20 protein-coding genes are annotated in these 21,642 nt (G+C 38.4%); 10 read left to right on the top strand and 10 right to left on the bottom strand.

What is annotated here, in order from left to right; genetic code table 11:
* The first annotated feature begins 1,263 nt into the window (after positions 1 to 1,263).
* The gene (locus MKX78_RS22110; RefSeq protein WP_095371625.1) at positions 1,264 to 1,509 is read left to right on the top strand and encodes a hypothetical protein; all 246 of its coding nucleotides are present in this window, start codon (positions 1,264 to 1,266) and stop codon (positions 1,507 to 1,509) included.
* Positions 1,510 to 1,549: 40 nt separating this feature from the next.
* Here MKX78_RS22110 and MKX78_RS22105 read toward each other — a convergent pair whose 3' ends face one another.
* Together MKX78_RS22105 and MKX78_RS22100 are read right to left on the bottom strand one after the other, a co-directional pair.
* Complete coding sequence (locus tag MKX78_RS22105) at positions 1,550 to 4,378, bottom strand: DEAD/DEAH box helicase (protein WP_341052458.1); 2,829 nt, start codon at positions 4,376 to 4,378, stop codon at positions 1,550 to 1,552.
* A complete protein-coding gene (locus MKX78_RS22100) occupies positions 4,371 to 6,002 on the bottom strand; it encodes an SWIM zinc finger family protein (protein WP_095371627.1) in 1,632 nt (543 codons plus the stop codon). The genes MKX78_RS22105 and MKX78_RS22100 overlap by 8 nt, the downstream gene beginning before the upstream one ends.
* A 315-nt stretch (positions 6,003 to 6,317) precedes the next feature.
* On the opposite strand from MKX78_RS22100, the gene MKX78_RS22095 reads away from it, so the two are divergent.
* Both MKX78_RS22095 and MKX78_RS22090 read left to right on the top strand, forming a co-directional pair.
* Positions 6,318 to 6,980, top strand: a complete 663-nt coding sequence (locus MKX78_RS22095) for a hypothetical protein (protein ID WP_341052453.1) — start codon at positions 6,318 to 6,320, stop codon at positions 6,978 to 6,980.
* 14 nt (positions 6,981 to 6,994) lie between these two features.
* The gene (locus MKX78_RS22090; protein ID WP_341052451.1) at positions 6,995 to 8,269 is read left to right on the top strand and encodes an efflux RND transporter periplasmic adaptor subunit; all 1,275 of its coding nucleotides are present in this window, start codon (positions 6,995 to 6,997) and stop codon (positions 8,267 to 8,269) included.
* Between the two features lie 346 nt (positions 8,270 to 8,615).
* Here MKX78_RS22090 and MKX78_RS22085 read toward each other — a convergent pair whose 3' ends face one another.
* The gene (locus MKX78_RS22085) at positions 8,616 to 9,443 is read right to left on the bottom strand and encodes a DUF817 domain-containing protein (RefSeq protein ID WP_341052448.1); all 828 of its coding nucleotides are present in this window, start codon (positions 9,441 to 9,443) and stop codon (positions 8,616 to 8,618) included.
* A gap of 395 nt (positions 9,444 to 9,838) precedes the next feature.
* Between MKX78_RS22085 and MKX78_RS22080 the strand changes: the two genes are divergently transcribed.
* The 4 genes from MKX78_RS22080 to MKX78_RS22065 all read left to right on the top strand — a co-directional run bounded on the left by MKX78_RS22080 (position 9,839) and on the right by MKX78_RS22065 (position 12,510).
* Positions 9,839 to 10,369, top strand: coding sequence for a hypothetical protein (locus MKX78_RS22080; RefSeq protein WP_341052444.1), 531 nt, complete (start codon positions 9,839 to 9,841; stop codon positions 10,367 to 10,369).
* 336 nt (positions 10,370 to 10,705) lie between these two features.
* Positions 10,706 to 11,098, top strand: coding sequence for a hypothetical protein (locus MKX78_RS22075; RefSeq protein ID WP_095371632.1), 393 nt, complete (start codon positions 10,706 to 10,708; stop codon positions 11,096 to 11,098).
* A gap of 154 nt (positions 11,099 to 11,252) precedes the next feature.
* Complete coding sequence (locus tag MKX78_RS22070; RefSeq protein ID WP_095371633.1) at positions 11,253 to 11,516, top strand: DUF3784 domain-containing protein; 264 nt, start codon at positions 11,253 to 11,255, stop codon at positions 11,514 to 11,516.
* 58 nt (positions 11,517 to 11,574) lie between these two features.
* Positions 11,575 to 12,510: a hypothetical protein gene (locus MKX78_RS22065; protein WP_341052437.1), complete on the top strand. Its 936-nt coding sequence runs from the start codon at positions 11,575 to 11,577 to the stop codon at positions 12,508 to 12,510.
* Between the two features lie 2 nt (positions 12,511 to 12,512).
* Here the strand turns inward: MKX78_RS22065 and MKX78_RS22060 are convergent, their stop codons facing one another.
* Positions 12,513 to 12,713, bottom strand: a complete 201-nt coding sequence (locus tag MKX78_RS22060) for a hypothetical protein (RefSeq protein WP_095371635.1) — start codon at positions 12,711 to 12,713, stop codon at positions 12,513 to 12,515.
* Between the two features lie 147 nt (positions 12,714 to 12,860).
* Here MKX78_RS22060 and MKX78_RS22055 point away from each other — a divergent pair, with 147 nt between their 5' ends.
* Positions 12,861 to 13,157: a potassium channel family protein gene (locus MKX78_RS22055; RefSeq protein WP_341052434.1), complete on the top strand. Its 297-nt coding sequence runs from the start codon at positions 12,861 to 12,863 to the stop codon at positions 13,155 to 13,157.
* Positions 13,158 to 13,168: 11 nt separating this feature from the next.
* Here MKX78_RS22055 and MKX78_RS22050 read toward each other — a convergent pair whose 3' ends face one another.
* From MKX78_RS22050 to MKX78_RS22025, 6 genes are all read right to left on the bottom strand, one after another.
* Positions 13,169 to 13,534 (bottom strand): hypothetical protein, encoded by a 366-nt coding sequence (locus MKX78_RS22050; RefSeq protein ID WP_307318250.1) that lies wholly within the window; start codon positions 13,532 to 13,534, stop codon positions 13,169 to 13,171.
* 15 nt (positions 13,535 to 13,549) lie between these two features.
* Positions 13,550 to 13,963: a VOC family protein gene (locus MKX78_RS22045; protein WP_095371638.1), complete on the bottom strand. Its 414-nt coding sequence runs from the start codon at positions 13,961 to 13,963 to the stop codon at positions 13,550 to 13,552.
* Between the two features lie 1,037 nt (positions 13,964 to 15,000).
* Positions 15,001 to 16,326 (bottom strand): CitMHS family transporter, encoded by a 1,326-nt coding sequence (locus MKX78_RS22040; RefSeq protein ID WP_095371640.1) that lies wholly within the window; start codon positions 16,324 to 16,326, stop codon positions 15,001 to 15,003.
* 155 nt (positions 16,327 to 16,481) lie between these two features.
* A complete protein-coding gene (locus tag MKX78_RS22035) occupies positions 16,482 to 17,180 on the bottom strand; it encodes a response regulator (RefSeq protein ID WP_341052430.1) in 699 nt (232 codons plus the stop codon).
* Positions 17,152 to 18,762: an ATP-binding protein gene (locus tag MKX78_RS22030; protein ID WP_307318256.1), complete on the bottom strand. Its 1,611-nt coding sequence runs from the start codon at positions 18,760 to 18,762 to the stop codon at positions 17,152 to 17,154. The genes MKX78_RS22035 and MKX78_RS22030 overlap by 29 nt, the downstream gene beginning before the upstream one ends.
* Positions 18,763 to 18,872: 110 nt before the next feature.
* Positions 18,873 to 19,292 carry an Rrf2 family transcriptional regulator gene (locus tag MKX78_RS22025; protein WP_095371644.1) on the bottom strand — a complete coding sequence of 140 codons (420 nt, stop codon included), beginning with the start codon at positions 19,290 to 19,292 and terminating at the stop codon, positions 18,873 to 18,875.
* A gap of 154 nt (positions 19,293 to 19,446) precedes the next feature.
* Between MKX78_RS22025 and MKX78_RS22020 the strand changes: the two genes are divergently transcribed.
* Positions 19,447 to 20,079, top strand: coding sequence for an NAD(P)-dependent oxidoreductase (locus MKX78_RS22020; RefSeq protein WP_307318258.1), 633 nt, complete (start codon positions 19,447 to 19,449; stop codon positions 20,077 to 20,079).
* A 455-nt stretch (positions 20,080 to 20,534) separates the two neighbouring features.
* Positions 20,535 to 21,641 (top strand): DNA polymerase III subunit beta, encoded by a 1,107-nt coding sequence (gene dnaN, locus MKX78_RS22015; protein ID WP_307318259.1) that lies wholly within the window; start codon positions 20,535 to 20,537, stop codon positions 21,639 to 21,641.
* Position 21,642: the final 1 nt, after the last annotated feature.

Below are 21,642 nucleotides of genomic sequence, written 5' to 3'. Positions count from 1 at the left end.
CCCTGCAAATAGAGTTTGTGAGTCATTCAGAAGGAAACCAAGAGCTGAGCGCCTAGCAAATAGTGTTTGTGAGTCTCTCAGAAGTGAACCCAGAGTTGAGCGCGTAGCAAATAGGATTTGAGAGTCTCTCAGAAGAAAACCAAGAGCTGAGCGCGTAGCAAATAGGATTTGAGAGTCACTCAGAAGTGAACCAAGAGCAGAGCGCCTTGCAAATAGGATTTGAGAGTCACTCAGAAGAAAACCAAGAGTTGAGCGCCTAGCAAATAGAGTTTGTGAGTCATTCAGAAGAAAACCAAGAGCTGAGCGCCCTGCAAATAGGATTTGAGAGTCACTCAGAAGAAAACCCAGAGCTGAGCGCGTAGCAAATAGGATTTGTGAGTCTCTCAGAAGTGAACCCAGGGTTGAGCGCGTAGTAAATAGGATTTGAGAGTCTCTCAGAAGAAAACCCAGAGCTGAGCGCCCTGCAAATAGAGTTTGTGAGTCATTCAGAAGGAAACCAAGAGCTGAGCGCCTAGCAAATAGGATTTGAGAGTCACTCAGAAGAAAACCAAGAGCTGAGCGCCCTGCAAATAGAGTTTGTGAGTCCTTCAGAAGAAAACCAAGAGCAGAGCGCCCTGCAAATAGAGTTTGTGAGTCCTTCAGAAGAAAACCAAGAGCAGAGCGCCCTGCAAATAGGATTTGAGAGTCATTCAGAAGAAAACCAAGAGCAGAGCGCCTAGCAAATAGTGTTTGTGAATCATTCAGAAGGAAACCAAGAGCAGAGCGCCTAGCAAATAGAGTTTGTGAGTCCTTCGGAAGAAAACCAAGAGCAGAGCGCCTAGCAAATAGAGTTTGTGAGTCATTCAGAAGAAAACCAAGAGCAGAGCGCCCTGCAAATAGGATTTGAGAGTCTCTCAGAAGAAAACCAAGAGCAGAGCGCGTAGCAAATAGTGTTTAAGAGTCATTCAGAAGAAAACCAAGAGCATAGCGCCTTGCAAATAGGATTTGAGAGTCACTCAGAAGAAAACCCAGAGCTGAGCGCGTAGCAAATAGAGTTTGTGAGTCATTCAGAAGAAAACCAAGAGCTGAGCGCCGCGCAAATAGGTTAAGCAAGTCACTCAGAAGCAATAACAAAAATGAGAGCGTAACACAACCCATACAGACATGCCATCACATTTGCGAACTGCCATCTAATTAAAAAAGTAAAAACAACCATTTTCCAAAAGGATATTCAGCAAACTTTGTCGAAATGGTCATAAATACCTATAGAGAGGAGGTGAAGTTATGAATGAACCTCTTGTCTACCAAAGAAAAGAAGTTCTATGTCCGATTAGTTTTTACGATGCCCTCCAATTAATCTCAAATCCAACTTCTAAAGATTTCCACCGTGTTTCCTTCCAACAACGCACACCCATCCAAAGAACTACTCCCATCAATGATCCGTTATTGAAGCAAACGCTATTTATGTGTAACGAAGCGGTTATCTTCTTAAGTAATCATAAGAAAGATAGGCAGGAATTAAAGGTTTAAAAAGAAGAAGCTGCCCGAATAAGGCAGCTTTTTCAACACACTATGACAGCAAGATCAAATCGCGTAACTCATCCGTAGATAATTCTGTTAGCCAGGCTTCGCTTTGAATAATTTGTTCATTAAGTGATTGCTTCTGATCAAGCATGCGGTCAATTTTTTCTTCTAATGTTCCTGTGCATATTAACTTATGGACATGGACAAATCGTTTCTGCCCAATTCGATAAGCGCGGTCAGTCGCTTGATTTTCAACAGCAGGATTCCACCAGCGGTCATAATGAATGACGTGGTTTGCAGCGGTAAGGTTTAGCCCCGTTCCACCAGCTTTTAATGATAAAAGAAAGACCGGGAACTCCTTGTTTTGGAAACGTTCAATCATGATATCACGATTCCCTTTAGGCACACTGCCATTTAAAAAAGGGACTTCAAAGCCATATTTCTTCTCAAGCAGTTGCTGAATCATATGACCCATCTCGATGTATTGCGTAAACACTAAGCAGCTTTCTCCTTGCTCGTGGACAGCAGCAATTAATTCATCAAGTTTCTCTAATTTTGAAGAGCGGGAAATTAATGCATGATTTTCGACTTTTTCCTTTAAATAGAGAGCTGGGTGATTACATAATTGCTTTAGGCGACTAAGTAACTGTAAGATAAGACCCTTTCTTTCAAAACCAGTTAGCTTTTCAATCTGCGCAAATGTATCTTGCACCAATTGCTCATAAAGAGCAGCCTGTTCTGAAGTGAGTGGACAATATTCCTTCTGTTCGAGCTTGTCGGGCAGATTTAACGCCACTTCTTCATCTTTCTTCGTTCTGCGTAAAAGGAAGGGACGAATATATGCTTGCAGTTGTTTAACTTTTTCCTCATCCTGGTCTTTTTCAATCGGAAGAACAAAGCGTTTATGAAAAGCACCTAGACTACCAAGGTAACCATGGTTGGTAAAGTCAAAAATGGACCAAAGCTCAGAGAGACGGTTCTCCATGGGTGTTCCTGTCAAGGCGATATGATGCGTTCCCTGTAATTGCCTGACGGCTTGCGATTGCTTTGTTTGTGCATTTTTAATATTCTGTGCCTCATCAATACTTACAGAACTCCATTCGATTTCCTTTAGGCTATCAATATCTAAGTGAGTTAGCCCATACGAAGTAAGCACAACATCTGCTTCCTTCACTGCTTTTTCTAATACTTTTCCTTTGGCACGATAAGAACCGTAATGAAGATAAACATTTAAATCAGGGGCAAACTTTTCAAATTCCTTTTGCCAATTTCCTAAAACAGAAGTAGGACAGACAATTAGGGCAGGTTGTGTATGGTTTCCGTCCTCTTGCTCTTTTACTGCCAGTATATATGAAATCAATTGGATCGTTTTTCCAAGGCCCATATCATCAGCAAGGATGGCACCAAATTTAAACGAACGTAAAAATAATAACCAGCTCATGCCGAGTTTTTGATATGGTCGTAAGTCTCCTGCCAATCCAGCTGGAATAGGCTCAATGGGGATATCATGAATATTCCGTAGTTGATTAACCATTTTCCTCCATTGACGATTTAATTCTATTTGTACTTTTGCGAATGCCCGCTGGCTTTGTGCTTGATCTTCATCATTTTCCCCACCAAGCAATTCTTGTTCGATTAAATCCCGGACATGAAGTCCTTCTTGCTCGGCTTTCTTCATTAAACTTTGAATATGCTTTACAAAATGGGGATCAAGCTTAATCCATCGGCCGCGAATATATACAAGGCGACGTTTCTCTTCAACCATTTGCCGAAATTCTTCTTCAGATAGTTCGACACCATTCATCGAGAAGCGCCAATCATAATCAAGCATAGCCTGCAATCCAACAAAGGATGGCCTGTGACTGCTTGATGCTTTAACCTTTGCCTTTACATTCATGCTTGCCTTTTTCATTGCTTGCCACCAAGAAGGGAGAAGGATTTCAACGTCAAGAGCAAGTAAGGTCTCACTCGCTTCAGTTAAGAATAACCATGCTTCTTCTTCTGTAAGTTGAGTGGTCAATTGTTGTTTCTTTCCTTCTAACCATGGAAACATCTCGAGAATACGAATCATTTCCTTGTCTACTTCCCCCTCGTAATCGAGCCAACCAGGAGGATAATTCCCTTCATCTTTGTAATCAACAAAGAGATCTGGATTTTCTCTTCCTCTTAAAAATACGGAAAGGGACCATGTGAGGTCATCTTCTGCTGGCTCCTCAAGTTTAATCCCGAGTGAAAATGGTGTAGGAATTTCTTTTATCCCTATCCATTCCTGCCACTTTTCTTCATCAAAATACGCAGCTAATGCTCGTGCAGAGAGATATTCGTTGCGTAAAGTAAGTAGCTTCTCTCCGAACGCCGCTTTCGCCTGCTTGTTTTTTTGTAAATAATGGTCAAGGGCATGATGGAAAAGCTGCTGAATCATCGGTTTGATTGGTTCATCTAACAATGACTGTTCCCAAAAATCAGGGTGAAATTCATTAATGACATCAGCTGGCAATGCCCAGCGAAAGTGGTCACTTTCCCAAGCGTCAAAATCGGGCATCCATTGACGCTCATCGATGCAATCTTTGAGGATTGGAGCAGCAGCTAGTAGAATCTCAGCTGTTTCATCCCATTTCCAATGAATAAAACGATTAAACTGCTCGTTGGAAAATAATGTAACAATCTCCCAACTATCTAAAAGAAAACCACTGATACCATCGATAGTTTTTTCATTAATCATCGTGCCAAAGAAGCTTTCGCTATGAGAGTAAAAAAGCATGGGCTTCCAGTCAACAGGAGGTATCGTTCTTTCCTTATCATCTTTAGCGAAAATGAAAAAGGCATCCGCTTTAATCATATTTATTTGTATGGAGATCATCCTCGTTTTAAGCATGAATTAGTTTCCCTCTTTTACATTCTTCCTGAAAAGCACGTAGTCGTTTTGTGCTTTCTAACAGCTCCTCTAGGAATTGTTCCCATTCACTAGCCAATGATAATTTTTCATAAAGTGAACGAAGTTTTTGCATTTTCTTCACTGCTTGACGGTATTGCTCACGACTTTTTAAATGGATATCGTGTTGAATTGCTTGATGGTATAAGGGAAGTAGCAATGTGGGCTCTGCTTTTTCAAGACGCTCTAGCCGCTCTTGTGAAATGTCAGTGAGTCGGATGCTGAGCAGTGCTTGGAGATCAACCCATTTCTCCCATTGTTCATATTCATATAAGAAATCATCGTAATAATAAAAGCTATAAGGTAATGTTTCAGTTAAAACTTTTTCGTATAAGTCATTCCGTTTTGTTTGTTGGCAATAAGGTGTAATGACCTCTAAAACCATTTTTACGAGGTCTGAGCATTTATGAAAGTCATCTTCTTCCTCTAAGTATTTAATTGCATAAGGAAGGAGTGTTTCGATATATTGTTCTGCACGTTTCCATTCTTTTTGAGCATTTAGTTGATATATCCAATAAAAGAAATAAGGTGTATAATCATAATCGCCCTCATCGATCAATTGAAACACTTTTTGATCATCATGTAGTAAAAAATGTAAATGGGCCATGCCGATAGTACATGATAGCGAGGCATCAGTTTCATATAGTGTACGTAGTTTCTCTAACTCTTCTTCACGCCAACTCTTTTGTTTGAAAAATTGTGTCCAAAGTCTACGGTATAGTTGAATTCTTTCAAATTGAACTATCTCAGAACGGTGGTCTATTAAGGCTGTTGCTTCATTTCTTAACCGTTCGATAAATGGATCAAAGGCAAATGGGACTGTTTGCTGGGAAAGTCTTTCCATCATGACAGAGGACTCTTCCATTAAGTCTTGAAAAAGGTGGAGATAATGGCGTTCTATCTCCTTTTCACTATGTTTACATTCAGTGGCAAATTGTTCGAGTAGCATAAATGTATGCATGCTACCAATTAATTGGTATAGCAATTTCCATTCTTTTTTTATAGGGGCATAGGCATTTATTTTTCGTAAATATATATAAAATAAATCAGAAACGACGTATGGCTTTGGATATTGTCCAGATTGATACATAATTTGCTGGAAATTCTCTGTAAAGGTACGAATCCAATTATCATAATCAGGTTGTTTTGTTGGGTTCGTTTGCATAAGGTCACGTGCGCGCTTCAAGCCAAGGTCTGCTAAGGTCTTCCGTTCCTTAATGGGGGCACGCCAACTCTCTATCCAATTAGAAACACTGTTATTTTTCGCTAACAGATAAAAGAATACCGCCATCATATGTCTACAAGTATCTTCTGCAGGACAAGAACAACGACTTATATGATAATCTTCTATATTAAGGGACACTTGGACTCGGTTTACATCTAATACAGCTGCTGTGATGGAGTGTGACTCATAGCGAATCTGCTTCACGAGCCCTTGACGGTATAGAATTAACCCTTTTTGCACAAGTGCTTGATCAGTAGCTGCGTGTGCGTCTAGCTCTTCCTTCACTTTGCGTGCCATATCCTCTAACGGCTCTAAAAAACGCTCAGGAATCCCATTATCCATAGCCTTCACTCCATTCACATCAATTATTGTACCTTTTTAGCATTCCTCCATTATACCATTTTCTAGGCAAAGGTTGAAGCCGCCCGCAGGATTATGGAAAGAACGACTTTCGTAAAAATATACTCTTTAATCAAACGAAAATATCCATTTCTTAATCGGTCTATTTATGTAAAAAGAACGATAGATGACGAATCGTGTCGAACCTTGACATAAAAGGGTTTTTCGTGCCTTAATGGTACCTTTAAACTATTCAAATATATGATTTTTCAGTTACAATATAAATAGACTAGAAATTTTTGGCTTGGGGGACATAGTATGAGTGAACGAGTACCTCTTTTCCGTGGATTGAAACAGCCGCAATTTGTCGCTTATCAATTGGGAAAAGAGGAGGAAGTTGTCGGTTTATGGAAACCGGTTGTTTGGCTTACTTTAGCGAGTATCATTATTGCAGGCATTTCAGCTTTTTTCGGTATAGGTAGTGAGTATGTTTCAAGATCATTGCCGGATTTAACGAGGAGTGGATATGAAGCCTATCAAACTTTTTTTGCTGTGGGACAGGTAACATGGGGACTCATCTGGATATTATTAGCTATCTTTATTCCTTCACTCTTTTTTTGGACCATATTAGAAGTAGATTATCGTAAATTATTATTTGTACAACTGATTATTACGATGATATTTTTAATAGAAAAATTAGTTCTCATTCCAGTACATTTGTTTTTAGGAATCAGTGCTGAATCGAATATATTTTCACTAGGAATTATTGCCCAAACGTTTACTTCGATTGAGCTCATTATATTCTTTCTAGGCAATATTACGTTATTCAAAGTATGGGCTATCATTCTTACATATAAGTATTATCGCCACTTATCTGAGCGATCCCCACGTTTTATTATTGGGACTTTAATAGGTTTTTATTTATTTGTTGCAGTTATATCATCCTTACTTTCATACATTAAATTCGAAAATATTATTTAAGAAGGGGTTCTCTCATGAAGCTGAAATGGAAGCTTTTGATAGCAGCAGTGATTACGTTATTCATTGCTTTGAATATCACACTTATATTTACAAGTGAAAAAGAGATTAACCGCGTAAACTATATTTCAAAATGGACCGTTGCCAACGAACAGGATTTAATAGAAACGCTACCTGTTGCTGGTATGTTTATGCCAAAAGAAGAGCAGTTTTTCTACCACGATCAAGATAAAGGGAGTTTTCAGGGCTTTCTTGTGGAAAAAGGTCAGGCAGTAGAACCAGGAACAGCCGTACTTGAATATTCCCCACAAAATATTAATGCAACAAAGAGTGCTTTTCAAATGGAAATCGATCGTCTCAATCAGGAAGTGGCGAGTTTAGATCAGCATATTTCTCAGATGGAACAGTTACTTGCCACATCAAACACAATGCCAGCTTCGTCAACAGGTACGAGTCAGCAATTGCAGACCCCAAATGATGATTCAATTATTGTACAAGTAGAGCCCTTTGATAGCACAGCGTATATACAACAATCGATCGCTCGCGATATAGAGAATAAAGAATTGGATAAAAGTAAGTTGGAAAGTGAAATCGAGAAATACGAAGAAATGCTAACCGCAGCTGATTCAAGCATGATAGAACTCACTGCAGAAAGCATGATTTCAGGAACGGTAAAGGAACTAAAGCATACGCTTGAAAATCCGATTCTCACAATCATCTCTAACGAGCAAAAAATCGAAGGGGAATTAACAGAGGATGAAGTGCAACAAATCTTACCGGGCATGAAGGTCCTGATTACATATGAAAATAGTAATAAACAATTAGAAGGGACTATTGATACCGTTTCCGTATATCCAGAAGAAACACCAGAGATTGGCAAGGAGAATAGTTACTTGTATACGGTACAATTAACCGAGCCAGAAGATGGAACAAGCGTTTTTGGCCAGCATGTCAATGTAAAAATCGTTACCAATGAAGTACAGGGAGCAACGACTGTTCCCGTAAAAACGATTAAACACACAGATAAAAAACAAGTGAGTTATATCCTTGGTGCTGGAGGTTATGTCGAACGAAGACAGTTGGATACAGGGATGAAACTCGACCATACAGTAGAGGTACAAAAGGGAGTAGAAGCAGGAGAACTAATTGTACTCGACCGTCCACTACTAATCAAATCTAACCACCCGTTCATTACACCACTCTCGCCAACCAAAAACACAAAGGCCAGCTACGGGGCTATGTCAGGTATGGAGATCTTTAAAACAATCTCTAAAGGATTTTTATCTAGATAAATTGGAGGCACGAGCAAATTTTTTTGTTCGTGCTTTTTCGTGGTACAAGCGGGTTCTAAAAAGAGCGGTTGGTAAAATAAAATAAGTAAGTCAGGAGGTTAAGAGAGATAAAACCAAGCGGGTAGACTGATCAAGTGGAATGGGAATGAGCCACAAAATGAGTCGAAATTAGCAGGAAGTATGAGTGAATAGGTAATACTCACACGAGCGGGTACAAAATGAGCAAGAAGTATGGCAAATTAGGAATGCCCACACAAGAGGGTACCAAATGAGCAGGAAGTGTGGGCAAACAGGGAATGCCCACACAAGTGGAAACAAAATGATTAAGAAGTGTGAGCAAATATGTTTAGTTTTCTCCTAATCTGTTAGAGTGAAGTGATTCATAATCATCCACTTTTAATCGGATGGTAGGTTGCTTTTCCTTCACGATTTTCAAAGTCGCGACAATCAGAAAACTCACGATAACAAGTAAGAGCCATGAACTTACTTTTCCTAAATGAACTAAACTCCATGCTTCTGTTTGGTTTGGATATTGCCACGCCCCAAAATAGGTGGCAATATTTTCAGCAATCCAAATAAAGAAGCCAATGAGTACAAACGAGAGGGCCAGTGGCATATGGTAAAACTTGTGACCAACTTTATACGCTACCGCAGTCCTGAAGAATACAACTATTACAGCCGCGCCCAACCACCAACGTATATCAATCCAGAAATGATGAGTGAAAAAGTTTAAATAGATAGCTGTAGCGAGTGGCACTGACAATATAAAAGGTGGCCATTTGATCAATTTAACATCTAGTCTTCGCCAAGCCTGACATAAATAACTCGCCACACTTGCATACATAAAGCCACTATACAAGGGAACCCCGAAAACCTTCGAGTAAGCTTCCTCTGGATAAGCCCATGACCCCATATGTACTTTGAAGATCTCCAATGCCAACCCAATGATATGAAAAAGAGTGATGACTTTCAACTCATCTTTTGTTTCAAGTCCAGAGCGAATCATTAACCACTGAGTCACTATACAAATGAGCAGGAGCCAATCGTATCTTGGTAATAGAGGGAGGGGGATGATCTGCGTAATCGCCAATGATGCAAAAATAACAACTGGAAAAATACAAGATAACGCCTGTGACCAACCAAATCGTACGAGCTGTTGTATGGAAAAAAACATGAATGGATACCTCCGAATTTTGTTAATGTTACTTTAACAGGTTATTTATTGTTTTTCAATAAAAAAATAATGAAATAAGAAAAATAATTATTCTTTTGCTGCGTACTTAACTAGGTTCAACAGCGTATCTGATAATGGAAGACTACTGAATCACATCAAGAAAGACAAAATTTATTGAGCATGAATCCGACTTGCGCGCAAAACCAAAATACGCGCAAAAGCGAAAGGAAGTTCGAGTAGAATTGCGCGCAAAGCTAGAATATGCGCAAAAGTGAAAGGAAGTCTGAGAAGAATTGCGCGCAAAGCTAGAATACGCGCAAAAGCGAAAGGAAGTCCGAGCAGAATTGCGCGCAAAACCAAAATACGCGCAAAAGCGAAAGGAAGTCTGAGCAGAATTGCGCGCAAAACCAAAATACGCGCAAAAGCGGAAGGAAGTCCGAGTAGAATTGCGCGCAAAGCTAGAATACGCGCAAAAGCGAAAGGAAGTCCGAGCAGAATTGCGCACAAAACCAAAATACGCGCAAAAGCGGAAGGAAGTCCGAGCAGAATTGCGAGCAAAACCAAAATACGCGCAAAAGCGGAAGGAAGTCAGAGCAGAATTGCGCGCAAAACCAAAATACGCGCAAAAGCGAAAGGAAGTTCGAGTAGAATTGCGAGCAAAACCAAAATACGCGCAAAAGCGGAAGGAAGTCCGAGTAGAATTGCGAGCAAAACCAAAATACGCGCAAAAGCGAAAGGAAGTCAGAGCAGAATTGCGCGCAAAACCAAAATACGCGCAAAAGCGAAAGGAAGTCAGAGCAGAATTGCGCGCAAAACCAAAATACGCGCAAAAGCGGAAGGAAGTCCGAGCAGAATTGCGCGCAAAAGCGAAAGGAAGTCCGAGCACAATTGCGTGGAAAGCCAAAATACGCGCAATACATCAATAGATACATTCGTTCTTTTGCATGAAAGCAGTAGATCACATTAGAAAAGGAAAGTTATCTGCCAAAACACCTAGCCTAAAGTAAGTACAGATTCACTGAGGTGAAGCGACCGACATGATAAAACTACTCACAATATCTTCATCCATTTAATTCAATCCATTCCCGCAAAAATAGGGGTTCTGTGCTCACAGAGATTTCATTATAACGGTGTATCAAGTACACGAAACGATCAAATGTACCTTGCTCTGCATAATCAGTTATTGTAAAGTAAACTTAACATTTAATATGGATAAACAAATGCATGATTATCTAGATTGTTTTGAAAGGGAAGTGGGGAAGATGGTAGGTAAAGCGAAAGAAAATCGTTATCTGTACTTAAGTTTAGGTGTGTTACTAACTATTTTAGGTATTTATTTTTCTTATGAAGATTTTGCTCGAGGGGAGTTTGTTGATTCTGTCATGATCTTGGCATTGGGTGTGAGTCAACTTTTCTTTGCATATTTATCTCCGCATATTTTTCCTAGGGATGAACGAGCAAAAGCAATTATTGGTAAGGCAATGACTGCGAATTATTTTATTTTGTTTGTTGTTATTTTGATATTATTCTTAATTACTGGACAAGGGTCTTTAGGTATGTGGCAATTGAGCGCGAACCAAGTATTAATTATCCTTTTCAGTATAATGATTATTGCGATTCCTGGGACAATGGTTGTTTTTACGAGATTGATGTAAAAAAGAGAAAGAAATTCCCATATTTAAATGAACTTCAGGTGAATTCAGTTCATCGGGAGGCACCAATCTAATAAAATGAGTGCGGTTCGTCGATCGTTTAATCTTTTCTCTTTCTCATTAAATCAGTATTTAGTTAACTTTTGACTGCTTCGCTATTGCTCTATCAAAAGGAAAAGGTGCATGGTTAATTGCGGGTTTTAATACAATGTCGGATAGTGAGAAAGCTAAATACAATCGGGTCGCTTTGTGTAAATTCATGAGCAAGGTAATCTATGGTATATGTTTAAGCCTCCTATTATGGGCATTAAGTGATCTATTGAAATTAACTTGGCTCTATATACTAGGTATGGTTCTATTTGTAGCCCTTCTTCTTTTTACCATCATTTATGCAAACACAGGAGATCGTTTTAAGAAATGAAACTTTATTCCATTTAAAACGTAAAGATATCATTAGAACCTTTCCAAGGGGGATGGCAATGTTTCAGAATATTAATGAGCGTTTGGCTAAAACGAAGGATAATCAAAGAAAAAAACAAAAATACGAAATGCATATAGAACGTCTGACGGACCATATTCGAGAAGAGGGCCAGAAGAAGGAACAATTACAAATTCAGTTAGAAAAAGAAAAAGAAGATGTGAAAAAGCTAGAAGGATTTAGTTTAACAAACATTTTCTATACGATTACAGGCCAAAAACTTGAGAAGTTAGATAAAGAACAACAAGAGGTCTTAGCGGCCAAATTGAAATATACAGAAGCGATTGAAGCGATTGATGATATGAATGCAGAGCTTATTGAATATAAAGGGAAGTGGCAAGAAGTTGCCGATGCAGATGTGCAATATAAGTCATTATTAAAAGAAAAAGAGCGAATGATTCACTCTCATGATGAGATGGGAAGTAAGCGATTATTTGATTTGGCAAATGAAGAAGCGGAAGTGCACGCGAATTTAAAGGAATTTGAAGAAGCGATTGAAGTTGGTAGCAGGACAGTAAGAGCATTTGATCAAGCTTTAGATTCACTCTCTTCGTCAAAAAGTTGGTCCACTTTTGATATGTTCGGTGGCGGAGCCCTTTCTACTGCGATGAAGCATAGCCATTTAGATCAGGCGAAATCAGCGATCCATATTGCACAACGGTTGTTAAGACAGTTCCAAGAAGAGCTTTTGGATATAGACAACCATTTTTCCTCTCAACATGAGATTGGTAATCTGTTAACCTTTGCTGATTATTTCTTCGACGGTATCATTGTTGATTGGGTCGTTCATGGAAAGATTAATGATAGTTACGACGAGACAGAGAAAACAAAAAGAAAAGTGCAGGCAGTGCTTCATCAAATTAGGGGTGAAAAAGATGTCATGCAGAATAAACTACAGGAAATAGAGAAAAAGCGTATGCAAATATTTGAAAGGTAACGTTATAGGTCTCTTCTATTGTGTTTTTGCACATACATTGCACTTGTTTGATTCGCATATTGGCCAATAATACTAGCGATGCATATGAATAACCCTCCAACAAAAAAACCGACAAGATAATATCCGATAAAGAAGAGTACAAAAGAGGAAACAAGTGAGGCGATCAAAATTAAGATGATAGCAATTTTGAATTTTTCTTTCATCTGTATTTCACTCCTTATGACTAATAGGTAAAGAGTATAAAAATGAATGTTGATACAAACTAATAAGGAAATCAATAGAAAGGACAAGAGTGGATGATTTCCTTAGTTATCACAATAGGCCGACTGCTGTCGGCGGTGTATAGAGCAATGAAGGAACCTGTATTTAAATCGCTATTAACAACTCTGCTATTTATTCTTTTTTCTGGTACGATGTTTTATCACAATCAAGAGGGGTGGAATTGGATTGATTCTTTTTATTATGCATTTGTCAGTCTTATTCCTTCCAGTGTAAATACAGGTCTAGTGCCAGATACAACAATAAGTAAATGGTTTACGATTCTTTATTTAGTCGTAGGTGTAGGAGTAATGCTGATGCTATTAGTAACAATTGGGCAAGCTGTCATCAAATTCGAAAAGAAGGAAGATCAAAAACGTCACAAATAAGCATGGCGTTTCTAGTTAGCTGTTATAATCTTCTCCTGTTTCATCTCTTTCCACTCTTTATATATATTGATGGAGGCAATGATGCTTGAAAACCAGAATAGATAACCATCAAAAGAAAAGCCGATTTGGGATTTCCCCCCTAGAAAAGTGAATAGACTCATTAAAAAGATCATATAAAGAAAGGAAATGATTTGATCTTTCAAACTGTAGGCATGTTTGTCCAGATACCCCTTCCCAATTAGGGTGCCAATTAACAAAAGAAGTAAAATGCCTTGTGGTATTGTCTCTGCTACGATACTTTTAGGAAAATAATCAGCAAAGAAAAGAACGGTGAATAATATGAGAGTCAGACTATTTAATACAGTTATCCATTTCATTTCATCATCCCTCAATTAAGACCAAGCTGGATTCCATACAACTTCCCAAAGATGTCCATCCGGATCTTGAAAATATCCAGCATATCCGCCCCAAAAAGTCTCATGCGCATCCTTTGTAATCGTCGCACCTGCTTCTTTTGCACGCTGCATGATTGTATTTACTTCTTCCTTACTACTCACATTGTGACCAAGTGAACACTCCGTGGCACTAGCTGGCCCCTGCTGAATATGAGCATCATGAGCCAAATCCTCCCGTTTCCATAATGCCATTTTCAAACCTGGTTGTAAGTCAAAAAAAGCGACAGCACCATGTTCATATTCTGTACCAGCAATTCCGTCTGTTGGAAATCCAAGACCATGATGATAAAAATAAACAGCCTTCTCTAAATCATCGACTCCTAGTGTAATCACAGTGATCTGAGGTTTCATGCACATCACGTCCTCTACTAGATTAATAGTAAGATTTTTCTTAATTGTACTAAAAATGGATAAAGGAAACAATAAAAGATAGATGATAAATGGAATTGAAAAAAAGAATTATTAGATGTGAAAGTGATTTTTACTATCATTTCACCCTCGGACTCTTTCAAATAGAAAATAATATAATGTCGTCTAAACACCGTTTTTTTCTAAGATAAGTAGCGCAAAAGCGAGAACCGCGACTAAAAAAAGAAGAGAGGAGAAGATAAGTAGCGCAAAAGCGAGAATCAGGACTAAAAAAAGAAGAGAGGAAAAGATAAGTAGCGTAAAAGTAAGAATTGCGACTAAAAAAAGAAGAGAGGAGAAGATAAGTAGCGTAAAAGCGAGAATCAGGACTAATAAAAGAAGAGAGGAGAAGATAAGTAGCGTAAAAGCGAGAATCGCGACTAATAAAAGAAGAGAGGAGAAGATAAGTAGCGCAGTAGCGAGAATCACGACTAATAAAAGAAGAGAGGAAAAGATAAGTAGCGTAAAAGCGAGAATCGCGACTAAAAAAAGAAGAGAGGAGAAGATAAGTAGCGCAAAAGCGAGAACCGCGACTAAAAAAAGAAGAGAGGAGAAGATAAGTAGCGCAAAAGTGAGAATCGCGACTAATAAAAGGAGAAAGGAAAAGATAAGTAGCGTAAAAGCGAGAACCGCGACTAATAAAAGGAGAAAGGAAAAGATAAGTAGCGCAAAAGTGAGAACCGCGACTAATAAAAGAAGAAAGGAAAAGATAAGTAGCGCAAAAGCGAGAACCGCGACTAATAAAAGAAAAGAGGTTTATGGAGAATTGACCACAGCGAATATATGAGATTCAACTAGCTCAGATTCGTTATAAATGCGATAAATTTGTCCAGTTTCATCATGATATGTCCGCATTGCCAAAACTGTTGACGATAAAATGGTTGGATGCATTGAAAACAAATCAAAGGTTAGTCATTTAATTAGAAAATCGCTACTAACAAACAAGCAGAACTTGCAGATTAGTAGCGAACGAATCATATTTATATCACACCAATGACTACAGCAGTCAGAACGAGCACAATACTTAGTCCCCAAAGCCAGAAGAGCGAATAGCGTAAATGTTTGCCCATCTCTAGGCCAGCAAGACCTAGGGCAAGCCAAACAGCTGGAGCAAGTGGACTGACAAAGGTACCAACAATATTACCAATAATCATAGCATAAGCCGTTGATAAAGAGGCGACTCCGTATGTGGCTGCAATTTGATCAACTACTGGTAATAAAGCAAAGTAATATGCATCAGTACTCAAGACTAGATCAAAAGGAACACCAAATATTCCAACGATAATATGGACAAATGGGCCAATAAAGGCAGGTAGAATACTAGCTGCATCCTCAGCAATAGCTGTTAACATACCGGTTCCATTGAGGACACCTAAAAATAGACCTGCTGCGATGATAATGGATGCCATTGTCATTGCTCCTGGTGCATGAGCTTTAACTCTCGCCATTTGCTCATCGACTGTTCTAAAGTTAATAGGTAAGATGATACTAACACCAATTAAAAAGGCCAGTCCTGCAGGGATAATACCTGATACGAGAACCCCTAAGACGAGCAGGGCTAAGATTGCATTGACCCAAATTAGCTTGGGTCTAGCGAGGTGATTTGCCGCTGCCTTTTCTGCTTCTTGATCATGGAAGTCTTCAGCAACTTCAATCGCAGCAGCTGCTTCTAAGGAACCATACATTTTTGTAATACGTTTCTTCTCCCTTATACCCATATAAACAGCCAATGAGAGTATTAATAATAATCCAATTAATTGGATAGGAATAAGCGGCTTCCAAAGCTCCGTTACATCCATTTCTAATACCGACGCTGTTCTTCCTAATGGGCCGGCCCAAGGAATCATATTGACAATCCCTGCACTTCCCGCAATTAACAGAAGTAATAGGTAAGGATTCATTTTTAATCGTTTGTACAGAGGTAATAGTGCAGGAATGGTTAATAAAAATGTTGATGCACCAGAGCCATCTAAGTGAGCAACTGTTGCGACCAATACAGTACCGACCGTTACAGCGATAATATTTCCATTTGAAAAGGAAACAAGCTTATTAATTAATGGATCAAATAGGCCAACATCTTGTAATATACCAAAGAAAATAATAGCAAACATAAACATGACTGCGACGTTAATAACAGAACTTATACCGCTTTCAAAAAATCCCCCAACCTCAGCAAAACTATACCCTGCAAGCATAGCGCCGATAATTGGTGGAATCACCATCGCAACAATCGGACTGACTTTTCCACTAATCAGTAAAGCGACAATAATTATAATTGTAATAATACCTATTAAACTCAAACTCAATTTTTTCCTTCCCCTCTTCGTTCATTCATTGATGAATGCGTTTTCAAATATCATAAAAATAAGATTAGTATGAAAATAACACGAGGAGGAAAAAGAAAGAATATTTTGTTCATAATCTGAATATTATTCTTTCTTATCTATTTTGTTCATAAGTTTCATGAACAGATCACGTACTTTCTTTGTGGTCGACCGACACTACCGTAAATGAGTCGCGTCTCTACCCGATTCATAGATACGAGATATTCTAAATATCTACGAGAGGTTGAGCGACTTATACCAGTTTGCTCACTTAATTCAACTGCTGTTAAACCTTCTTCTACTAATCCTTCAAACAAGTGTAGGATCTTTTCTAGCGTAATCGCATCAATGCCCTTTGGGAGTAATTGCTCTTCTTCCACATGGGTAGGATGAATATGAAATACGTTTGTTAGTTCATCCACTTGTTCTTGATCTAATTGCTCATCTGTCCATTGTTGTCTAAAACGTTCATAGCGATTTAAACTTTGGAGGAGTCGATCCATACTAACGGGTTTCACTACATAATCAAATACCCCTGCTCTTAATGCGACTCTAACAGAGTGGGCTTGTTTTTCAGCACTAATAATAATGATATCAATGGATGGATAAAGCGAACGTATTTTCCAAAGTAATGACATACCCTCCACATCAGGAATATATATATCTAGAAAAATAACATCAATTTCATGAGCATTCTTTTCTAAATAAAATAGTGCATCCGCAGCGCTTCGAGCAACCTCTTTAACGGAGAATTGATGATTTTGCTCAATATAACTTTTGTTAATATCTGCTACTCGGAAATCATCTTCAATAATGAATACGTGGTATTTTTCCATCCTTACTCTTCCCCTTCTTTGGTAAAATAATGATAAAACTCGTTCCACTATTTTCCCCACTTTCTACAAGGATCTCGCCGTCTACGTCGTTAATCATTTTTTTAGAAATAGCTAAGCCTACCCCACGATAGTCGCCTTCTTTCATCGTAAATCCTTGATCAAAGATTTTCTCCAGCAACTTGTCTTCAATGCCAGTACCTGAATCTTGAACCTCGAAAACACAATCATTTCCGATATCTGTAAAGTAAATACTTACTTCGCGCACGCCATTTTTTTGGCCTCTTACAGCTTCTAAGGCATTTTCAATAATATTCCCTAGTGCTGTTAAAATAGCATTCTGTCTTTCTAGCGAAAATGATATCATCATTCTACTCTCTTCATGGATCGTCATCTCGATGCCCCACTCATTTGCCTGATTGTACTTACCTTGTAATAATGCTTGCAATAGGGGATCAGCAATCCTTTTCGTTAAAAAATTTAAACGGGTCATTTGCGAATGATTTTCTTTACGAATAAAGGACATCGCTTTTTGCGTTTCATTATTTTGTAATAGTCCAAGAATGATATGCATTTTGTTAGAAAATTCATGGGTGAATGCCCTTTGCGCATGAGCATATTGTTTAATTCGACTCAATTCTTTGACTACGCCTGCTAACTCTGTTTTTTTCCTAAAGGTATAAACGGCCCCAGGCTGTTCTCCTTGAAGGGAGACTCCGTTTAGGAGAATAATCGTCTCACCTAATATTAATTCTTGATCACGAATAAGTCCTGTTATCTGCTGAGGAACTGGCAGTAATGCGCGAATCTCGCGCCCTATAAATTCGCTTTCTTCGGCATCTGTCCCGATAATCTCTCTCGCGTTCTTATTAACGGCAGTGATGTGTCCTAAATGATCAACAGCGATCATTCCTTCATGTGTGGACTGTAGAATCGCTTTATTTTGATAATATAATTGAGAGATCTGCTCCGGCTCCATATGAAATAATATTCTTTTTATATAGTTAGTAATTAAAACGGCCCCAGCCATACCTAATAAAATCGCTAATACGAGTGCAACGAATAGTGGTTTGCTCTTATCTTGAATAATTTCTTGAATATTCCCGTTGAGAAAACCAACGGAAACGACACCAATGATTTCCCCATCCTTTTTAATCGGTACTTTCCCCCGAATAGATAATCCCAATGTTCCCTCTTTTTTAGATTGATAAGATTCACCGTTCAAAATCGCCCGTTTATTATCGCCGCCAACCATTTTCTTCCCAATAAAATCAGGGTTAGGGTGAGAATATCTAATGCCATCTCTATTGCCAACAACAATAAACTCAGCTCCTGATGCCTCTTGAATAGGTGTAATGATTTTCTGAATGGTAGAAGCGGGATTACTTAGCTCAAAGGCATCCTGAATTTCAGGTATATTGGCAACTGTATGTGCTAAGCTTAACGCTTTTTGTCCTGTTTGTTCTTCAACCATATCGGATAGGTAGCGAAATAAATAAATAGTAAAAATCAAAAATACAAGCAAAATGAGTAAGCTAATTAAAGCAATCATTTTTCCTTTTAAGCCAAAGTTTTTCCACTTCATCTGCTCCGCCCCTACTGAATTTGTAATAGTGAAAATAATGATATTATAACACGAGATAGTCGTTACTTTAACAAATAGAAAGCGCCCGAAAATGGACCTCGGGGCGCCTTCTATTTATTATCAATTTCCCTTACAACATCTTCAAGCGTCACATTTAAGAGAACCTTTTCCATGGCAAGCTGTGCTGAGATAAAAATAGGTTCTATCGTTTGTTGAATATTTCTCCCTACAAAACAATCAGGGTTCGGTTGGTCATGGAGACTGAATAACTCATTTTCCGAAACGACTTCAACGGCTTGATAGACGTCAAGTAGAGTAATGTCTGCTAAGCCTTTTTTAAGTTTAGCCCCAGCTTTCCCAGGGTGGACTTCAACGAGATCGGCTTTTTTCAGCATCCCGATAATTTTGCGAATGACGGCTGGATTTGTATTAACACTGCCTGCTATCGTTTCAGAGGTATTAATCTCTTTATTTAATTCAAGTAATGTTAATATATGAATTCCCACAGCAAATCGACTGCTTATGGTCATGTTTATCACCTTTCTTTAAAAGGAAGAATCATAGTGAATATTATTATACCGCAATCACAAGAAAAGGAAAAAGGTGAGAATTGACAAAAAAGATACCTGTAACTATAATGATTACATGTAATTAACTTAATTACAACATGGAGGTATTTTTATTATGAAAATAGGCATTATCGGGGCAAGTGGAAAAGCAGGTCAATTCATTTTGGATGAAGCAGTAGCCAGAGAACATGAAGTAACGGCAATCGTAAGAAATGCAGGAAGAATAAATAATAGCCAAGTAGAAGTGATAGAAAAAAACATTTTCGATATACAAGCTAAGGACGTAAAAAAATACGATATCATTGTGAATGCTTTTAAATCACCTCAAGGCCAAGAGGAACAACATGTGGAAGCAGGCAAAGTACTAATTGATGCGCTAAAAGGTCAGCAATCTAGGCTAATCGTTGTTGGTGGTGCAGGCAGTTTATATGTAGACGAAGAAACTCGTTTATATGAAACAGCAGATTTTCCTAAAGCTTACCTGCCAACTGCTACACAAATGGGGAAAGATTTAGCGCAACTTCAAAACAGCCAAAACGTCAATTGGACATATATTAGCCCAGGTGCTTTCTTCGACGCAGAAGGTAAACGAAGCGGAAGCTATCAAAAAGGAAAAGATAAACTATTCTTCAACAATCAAGGAGATAGTTATATAAGCTATGCAGACTTTGCTATCGCTGTCCTTGATGAGGCTGAACAAGGCAAACATGTAAATGAACGCATTGCTGTTGTTGGCGACAGAGCATAAAGGAATCGAGAAAAATGAACTTACCCCTTCTATATAGATGGGGTATTTTTTATGAGCAAATGAAGATGCGAACACAAGAGAGGAGAAAAAACAAAATAGCCCAGGTTAGTCCTGAAATAAGTGAATTCAAGTTGTAGGGTGTGTATGGAGCTTATCCTCTTTTCCTAGGTGTTTAAATTGATTCTCCAACAAACGGACGTGAAAGTAGAGGTGCTTGGGCGCAAATCACTAGTTGGACGTATATAAATAAATCCAGCCCACCTCAATAGCGAAAACTCATCACATACTCGTAATCCCGCTGCTTAAAACCCTGTTATTATTATAGTAAGTGAACAAGTATCTTTCATTATGATTTCCCTGTTCTGGCGATAAAAATTAGTACTTACTGGCAGGATTCGACATGTTTCTACCGAATGTATAGCCTAGACATAGCGATAAAGTGAGGAAAGAATAACATGGAATTAACCATTTGTAAGTCTACATTGCAGGGCATACTAAAAAATATTAGTAAGGTGTTAAAAAATAGTCAATCTCCTATGAAAATAATTGTAAACAGTCATCAAGTCACGTTCATTGCTGGAAATGAAGATGTGCTTATGGAAATAAATATACCCTCCGAAACGGACGAGGGGCTCATCATTAAACGCACAGGCTCTGTTATTATTTCTGCCAAATACTTTTCTGATATTATTAAGAAGTTACCAGCCAATATACATATTTACTTGAGTGAGCATAGTACGATTAACATTCAATCAGAAGAAATTCATACAAGAATTTTCGCTTTAACAGACGTAAAGACACTAAATATTCCTGATGTGCCAGCAGAAGGGGTTCTTTCATTGAATGCAGCAGAACTTCATACGCTCATCCGGCAAACAGTGTTTGCTGCTGCTGTTCATGACAATCGTCCGGTCTTAACGGGTGTTAAAATCGTTGCTCGTCATGGCGAGCTCACTTTCATAAGTACAGATGCTCATCGTTATTCTATTAGTTCATTGACGATACCTTCACAGTTAGAAACAGAAATGATTGTTCCAAGTGAAAGTCTACTTGAATGGTCGAAACTTAGCTTACATACAGAGGAAGAGGTTGCATTATCACTTTCTAAAAACCATCTAGCTTTGAAAAGTAAACATTGTCATTTTTATATAAGACTGATAGAAGGACGATATCCGGTCACAAGTGATTTTATTCCAAAGCAAAAGGTCAGTTCTTTTCATATCCATACTGAAACCTTTTTACATGGAATTGAGCGAGCAGCACTCTTTTCGGATGCTAAAAAGAATCATCATATTAAATTACAAATACAAAATGGGAGACTGCTGATATCTTCCAATGCCAAACAAATAGGCAGGATTGAAGAATGGCAACCAATTGAAGAGTTATCAGGGAAAGGTGATGTAGAAGTATTTCTTGATAATCACTTTTTATTAGATTATTTGCGCGTAATAGATGATGAATATATTTGCTGTACATACAGTGGAACGATGAAGCCCGTTTTATTTGAACCAGTGAAGGGTTCTCATTTCCAACATCTGATATCGCAAGTGCGATCTTTTTAAG

Origin of the sequence: Cytobacillus sp. FSL R5-0569 (genome assembly GCF_038007265.1) — a bacterium.
Taxonomy (GTDB): Bacteria; Bacillota; Bacilli; order Bacillales; family Cytobacillaceae; genus Cytobacillus; species Cytobacillus kochii.
Note: the sequence above shows the minus strand (reverse complement) of the source record. Positions and strands in the feature narration are given on the sequence as shown.

What these genes read in the sequence shown, in the direction of transcription:
- MKX78_RS22110 (WP_095371625.1), top strand. Translation starts at nt 1,264, where the DNA reads ATGAATGAACCTCTTGTCTACCAAAGAAAAGAAGTTCTATGTCCGATT.
- MKX78_RS22105 (WP_341052458.1), bottom strand. Translation starts at nt 4,378, where the DNA reads ATGCTTAAAACGAGGATGATCTCCATACAAATAAATATGATTAAAGCG.
- MKX78_RS22100 (WP_095371627.1), bottom strand. Translation starts at nt 6,002, where the DNA reads ATGGATAATGGGATTCCTGAGCGTTTTTTAGAGCCGTTAGAGGATATG.
- MKX78_RS22095 (WP_341052453.1), top strand. Translation starts at nt 6,318, where the DNA reads ATGAGTGAACGAGTACCTCTTTTCCGTGGATTGAAACAGCCGCAATTT.
- MKX78_RS22090 (WP_341052451.1), top strand. Translation starts at nt 6,995, where the DNA reads ATGAAGCTGAAATGGAAGCTTTTGATAGCAGCAGTGATTACGTTATTC.
- MKX78_RS22085 (WP_341052448.1), bottom strand. Translation starts at nt 9,443, where the DNA reads ATGTTTTTTTCCATACAACAGCTCGTACGATTTGGTTGGTCACAGGCG.
- MKX78_RS22075 (WP_095371632.1), top strand. Translation starts at nt 10,706, where the DNA reads ATGGTAGGTAAAGCGAAAGAAAATCGTTATCTGTACTTAAGTTTAGGT.
- MKX78_RS22065 (WP_341052437.1), top strand. Translation starts at nt 11,575, where the DNA reads ATGTTTCAGAATATTAATGAGCGTTTGGCTAAAACGAAGGATAATCAA.
- MKX78_RS22060 (WP_095371635.1), bottom strand. Translation starts at nt 12,713, where the DNA reads ATGAAAGAAAAATTCAAAATTGCTATCATCTTAATTTTGATCGCCTCA.
- MKX78_RS22055 (WP_341052434.1), top strand. Translation starts at nt 12,861, where the DNA reads ATGAAGGAACCTGTATTTAAATCGCTATTAACAACTCTGCTATTTATT.
- MKX78_RS22050 (WP_307318250.1), bottom strand. Translation starts at nt 13,534, where the DNA reads ATGAAATGGATAACTGTATTAAATAGTCTGACTCTCATATTATTCACC.
- MKX78_RS22045 (WP_095371638.1), bottom strand. Translation starts at nt 13,963, where the DNA reads ATGAAACCTCAGATCACTGTGATTACACTAGGAGTCGATGATTTAGAG.
- MKX78_RS22035 (WP_341052430.1), bottom strand. Translation starts at nt 17,180, where the DNA reads ATGGAAAAATACCACGTATTCATTATTGAAGATGATTTCCGAGTAGCA.
- MKX78_RS22030 (WP_307318256.1), bottom strand. Translation starts at nt 18,762, where the DNA reads ATGAAGTGGAAAAACTTTGGCTTAAAAGGAAAAATGATTGCTTTAATT.
- MKX78_RS22025 (WP_095371644.1), bottom strand. Translation starts at nt 19,292, where the DNA reads ATGACCATAAGCAGTCGATTTGCTGTGGGAATTCATATATTAACATTA.
- MKX78_RS22020 (WP_307318258.1), top strand. Translation starts at nt 19,447, where the DNA reads ATGAAAATAGGCATTATCGGGGCAAGTGGAAAAGCAGGTCAATTCATT.
- dnaN (WP_307318259.1), top strand. Translation starts at nt 20,535, where the DNA reads ATGGAATTAACCATTTGTAAGTCTACATTGCAGGGCATACTAAAAAAT.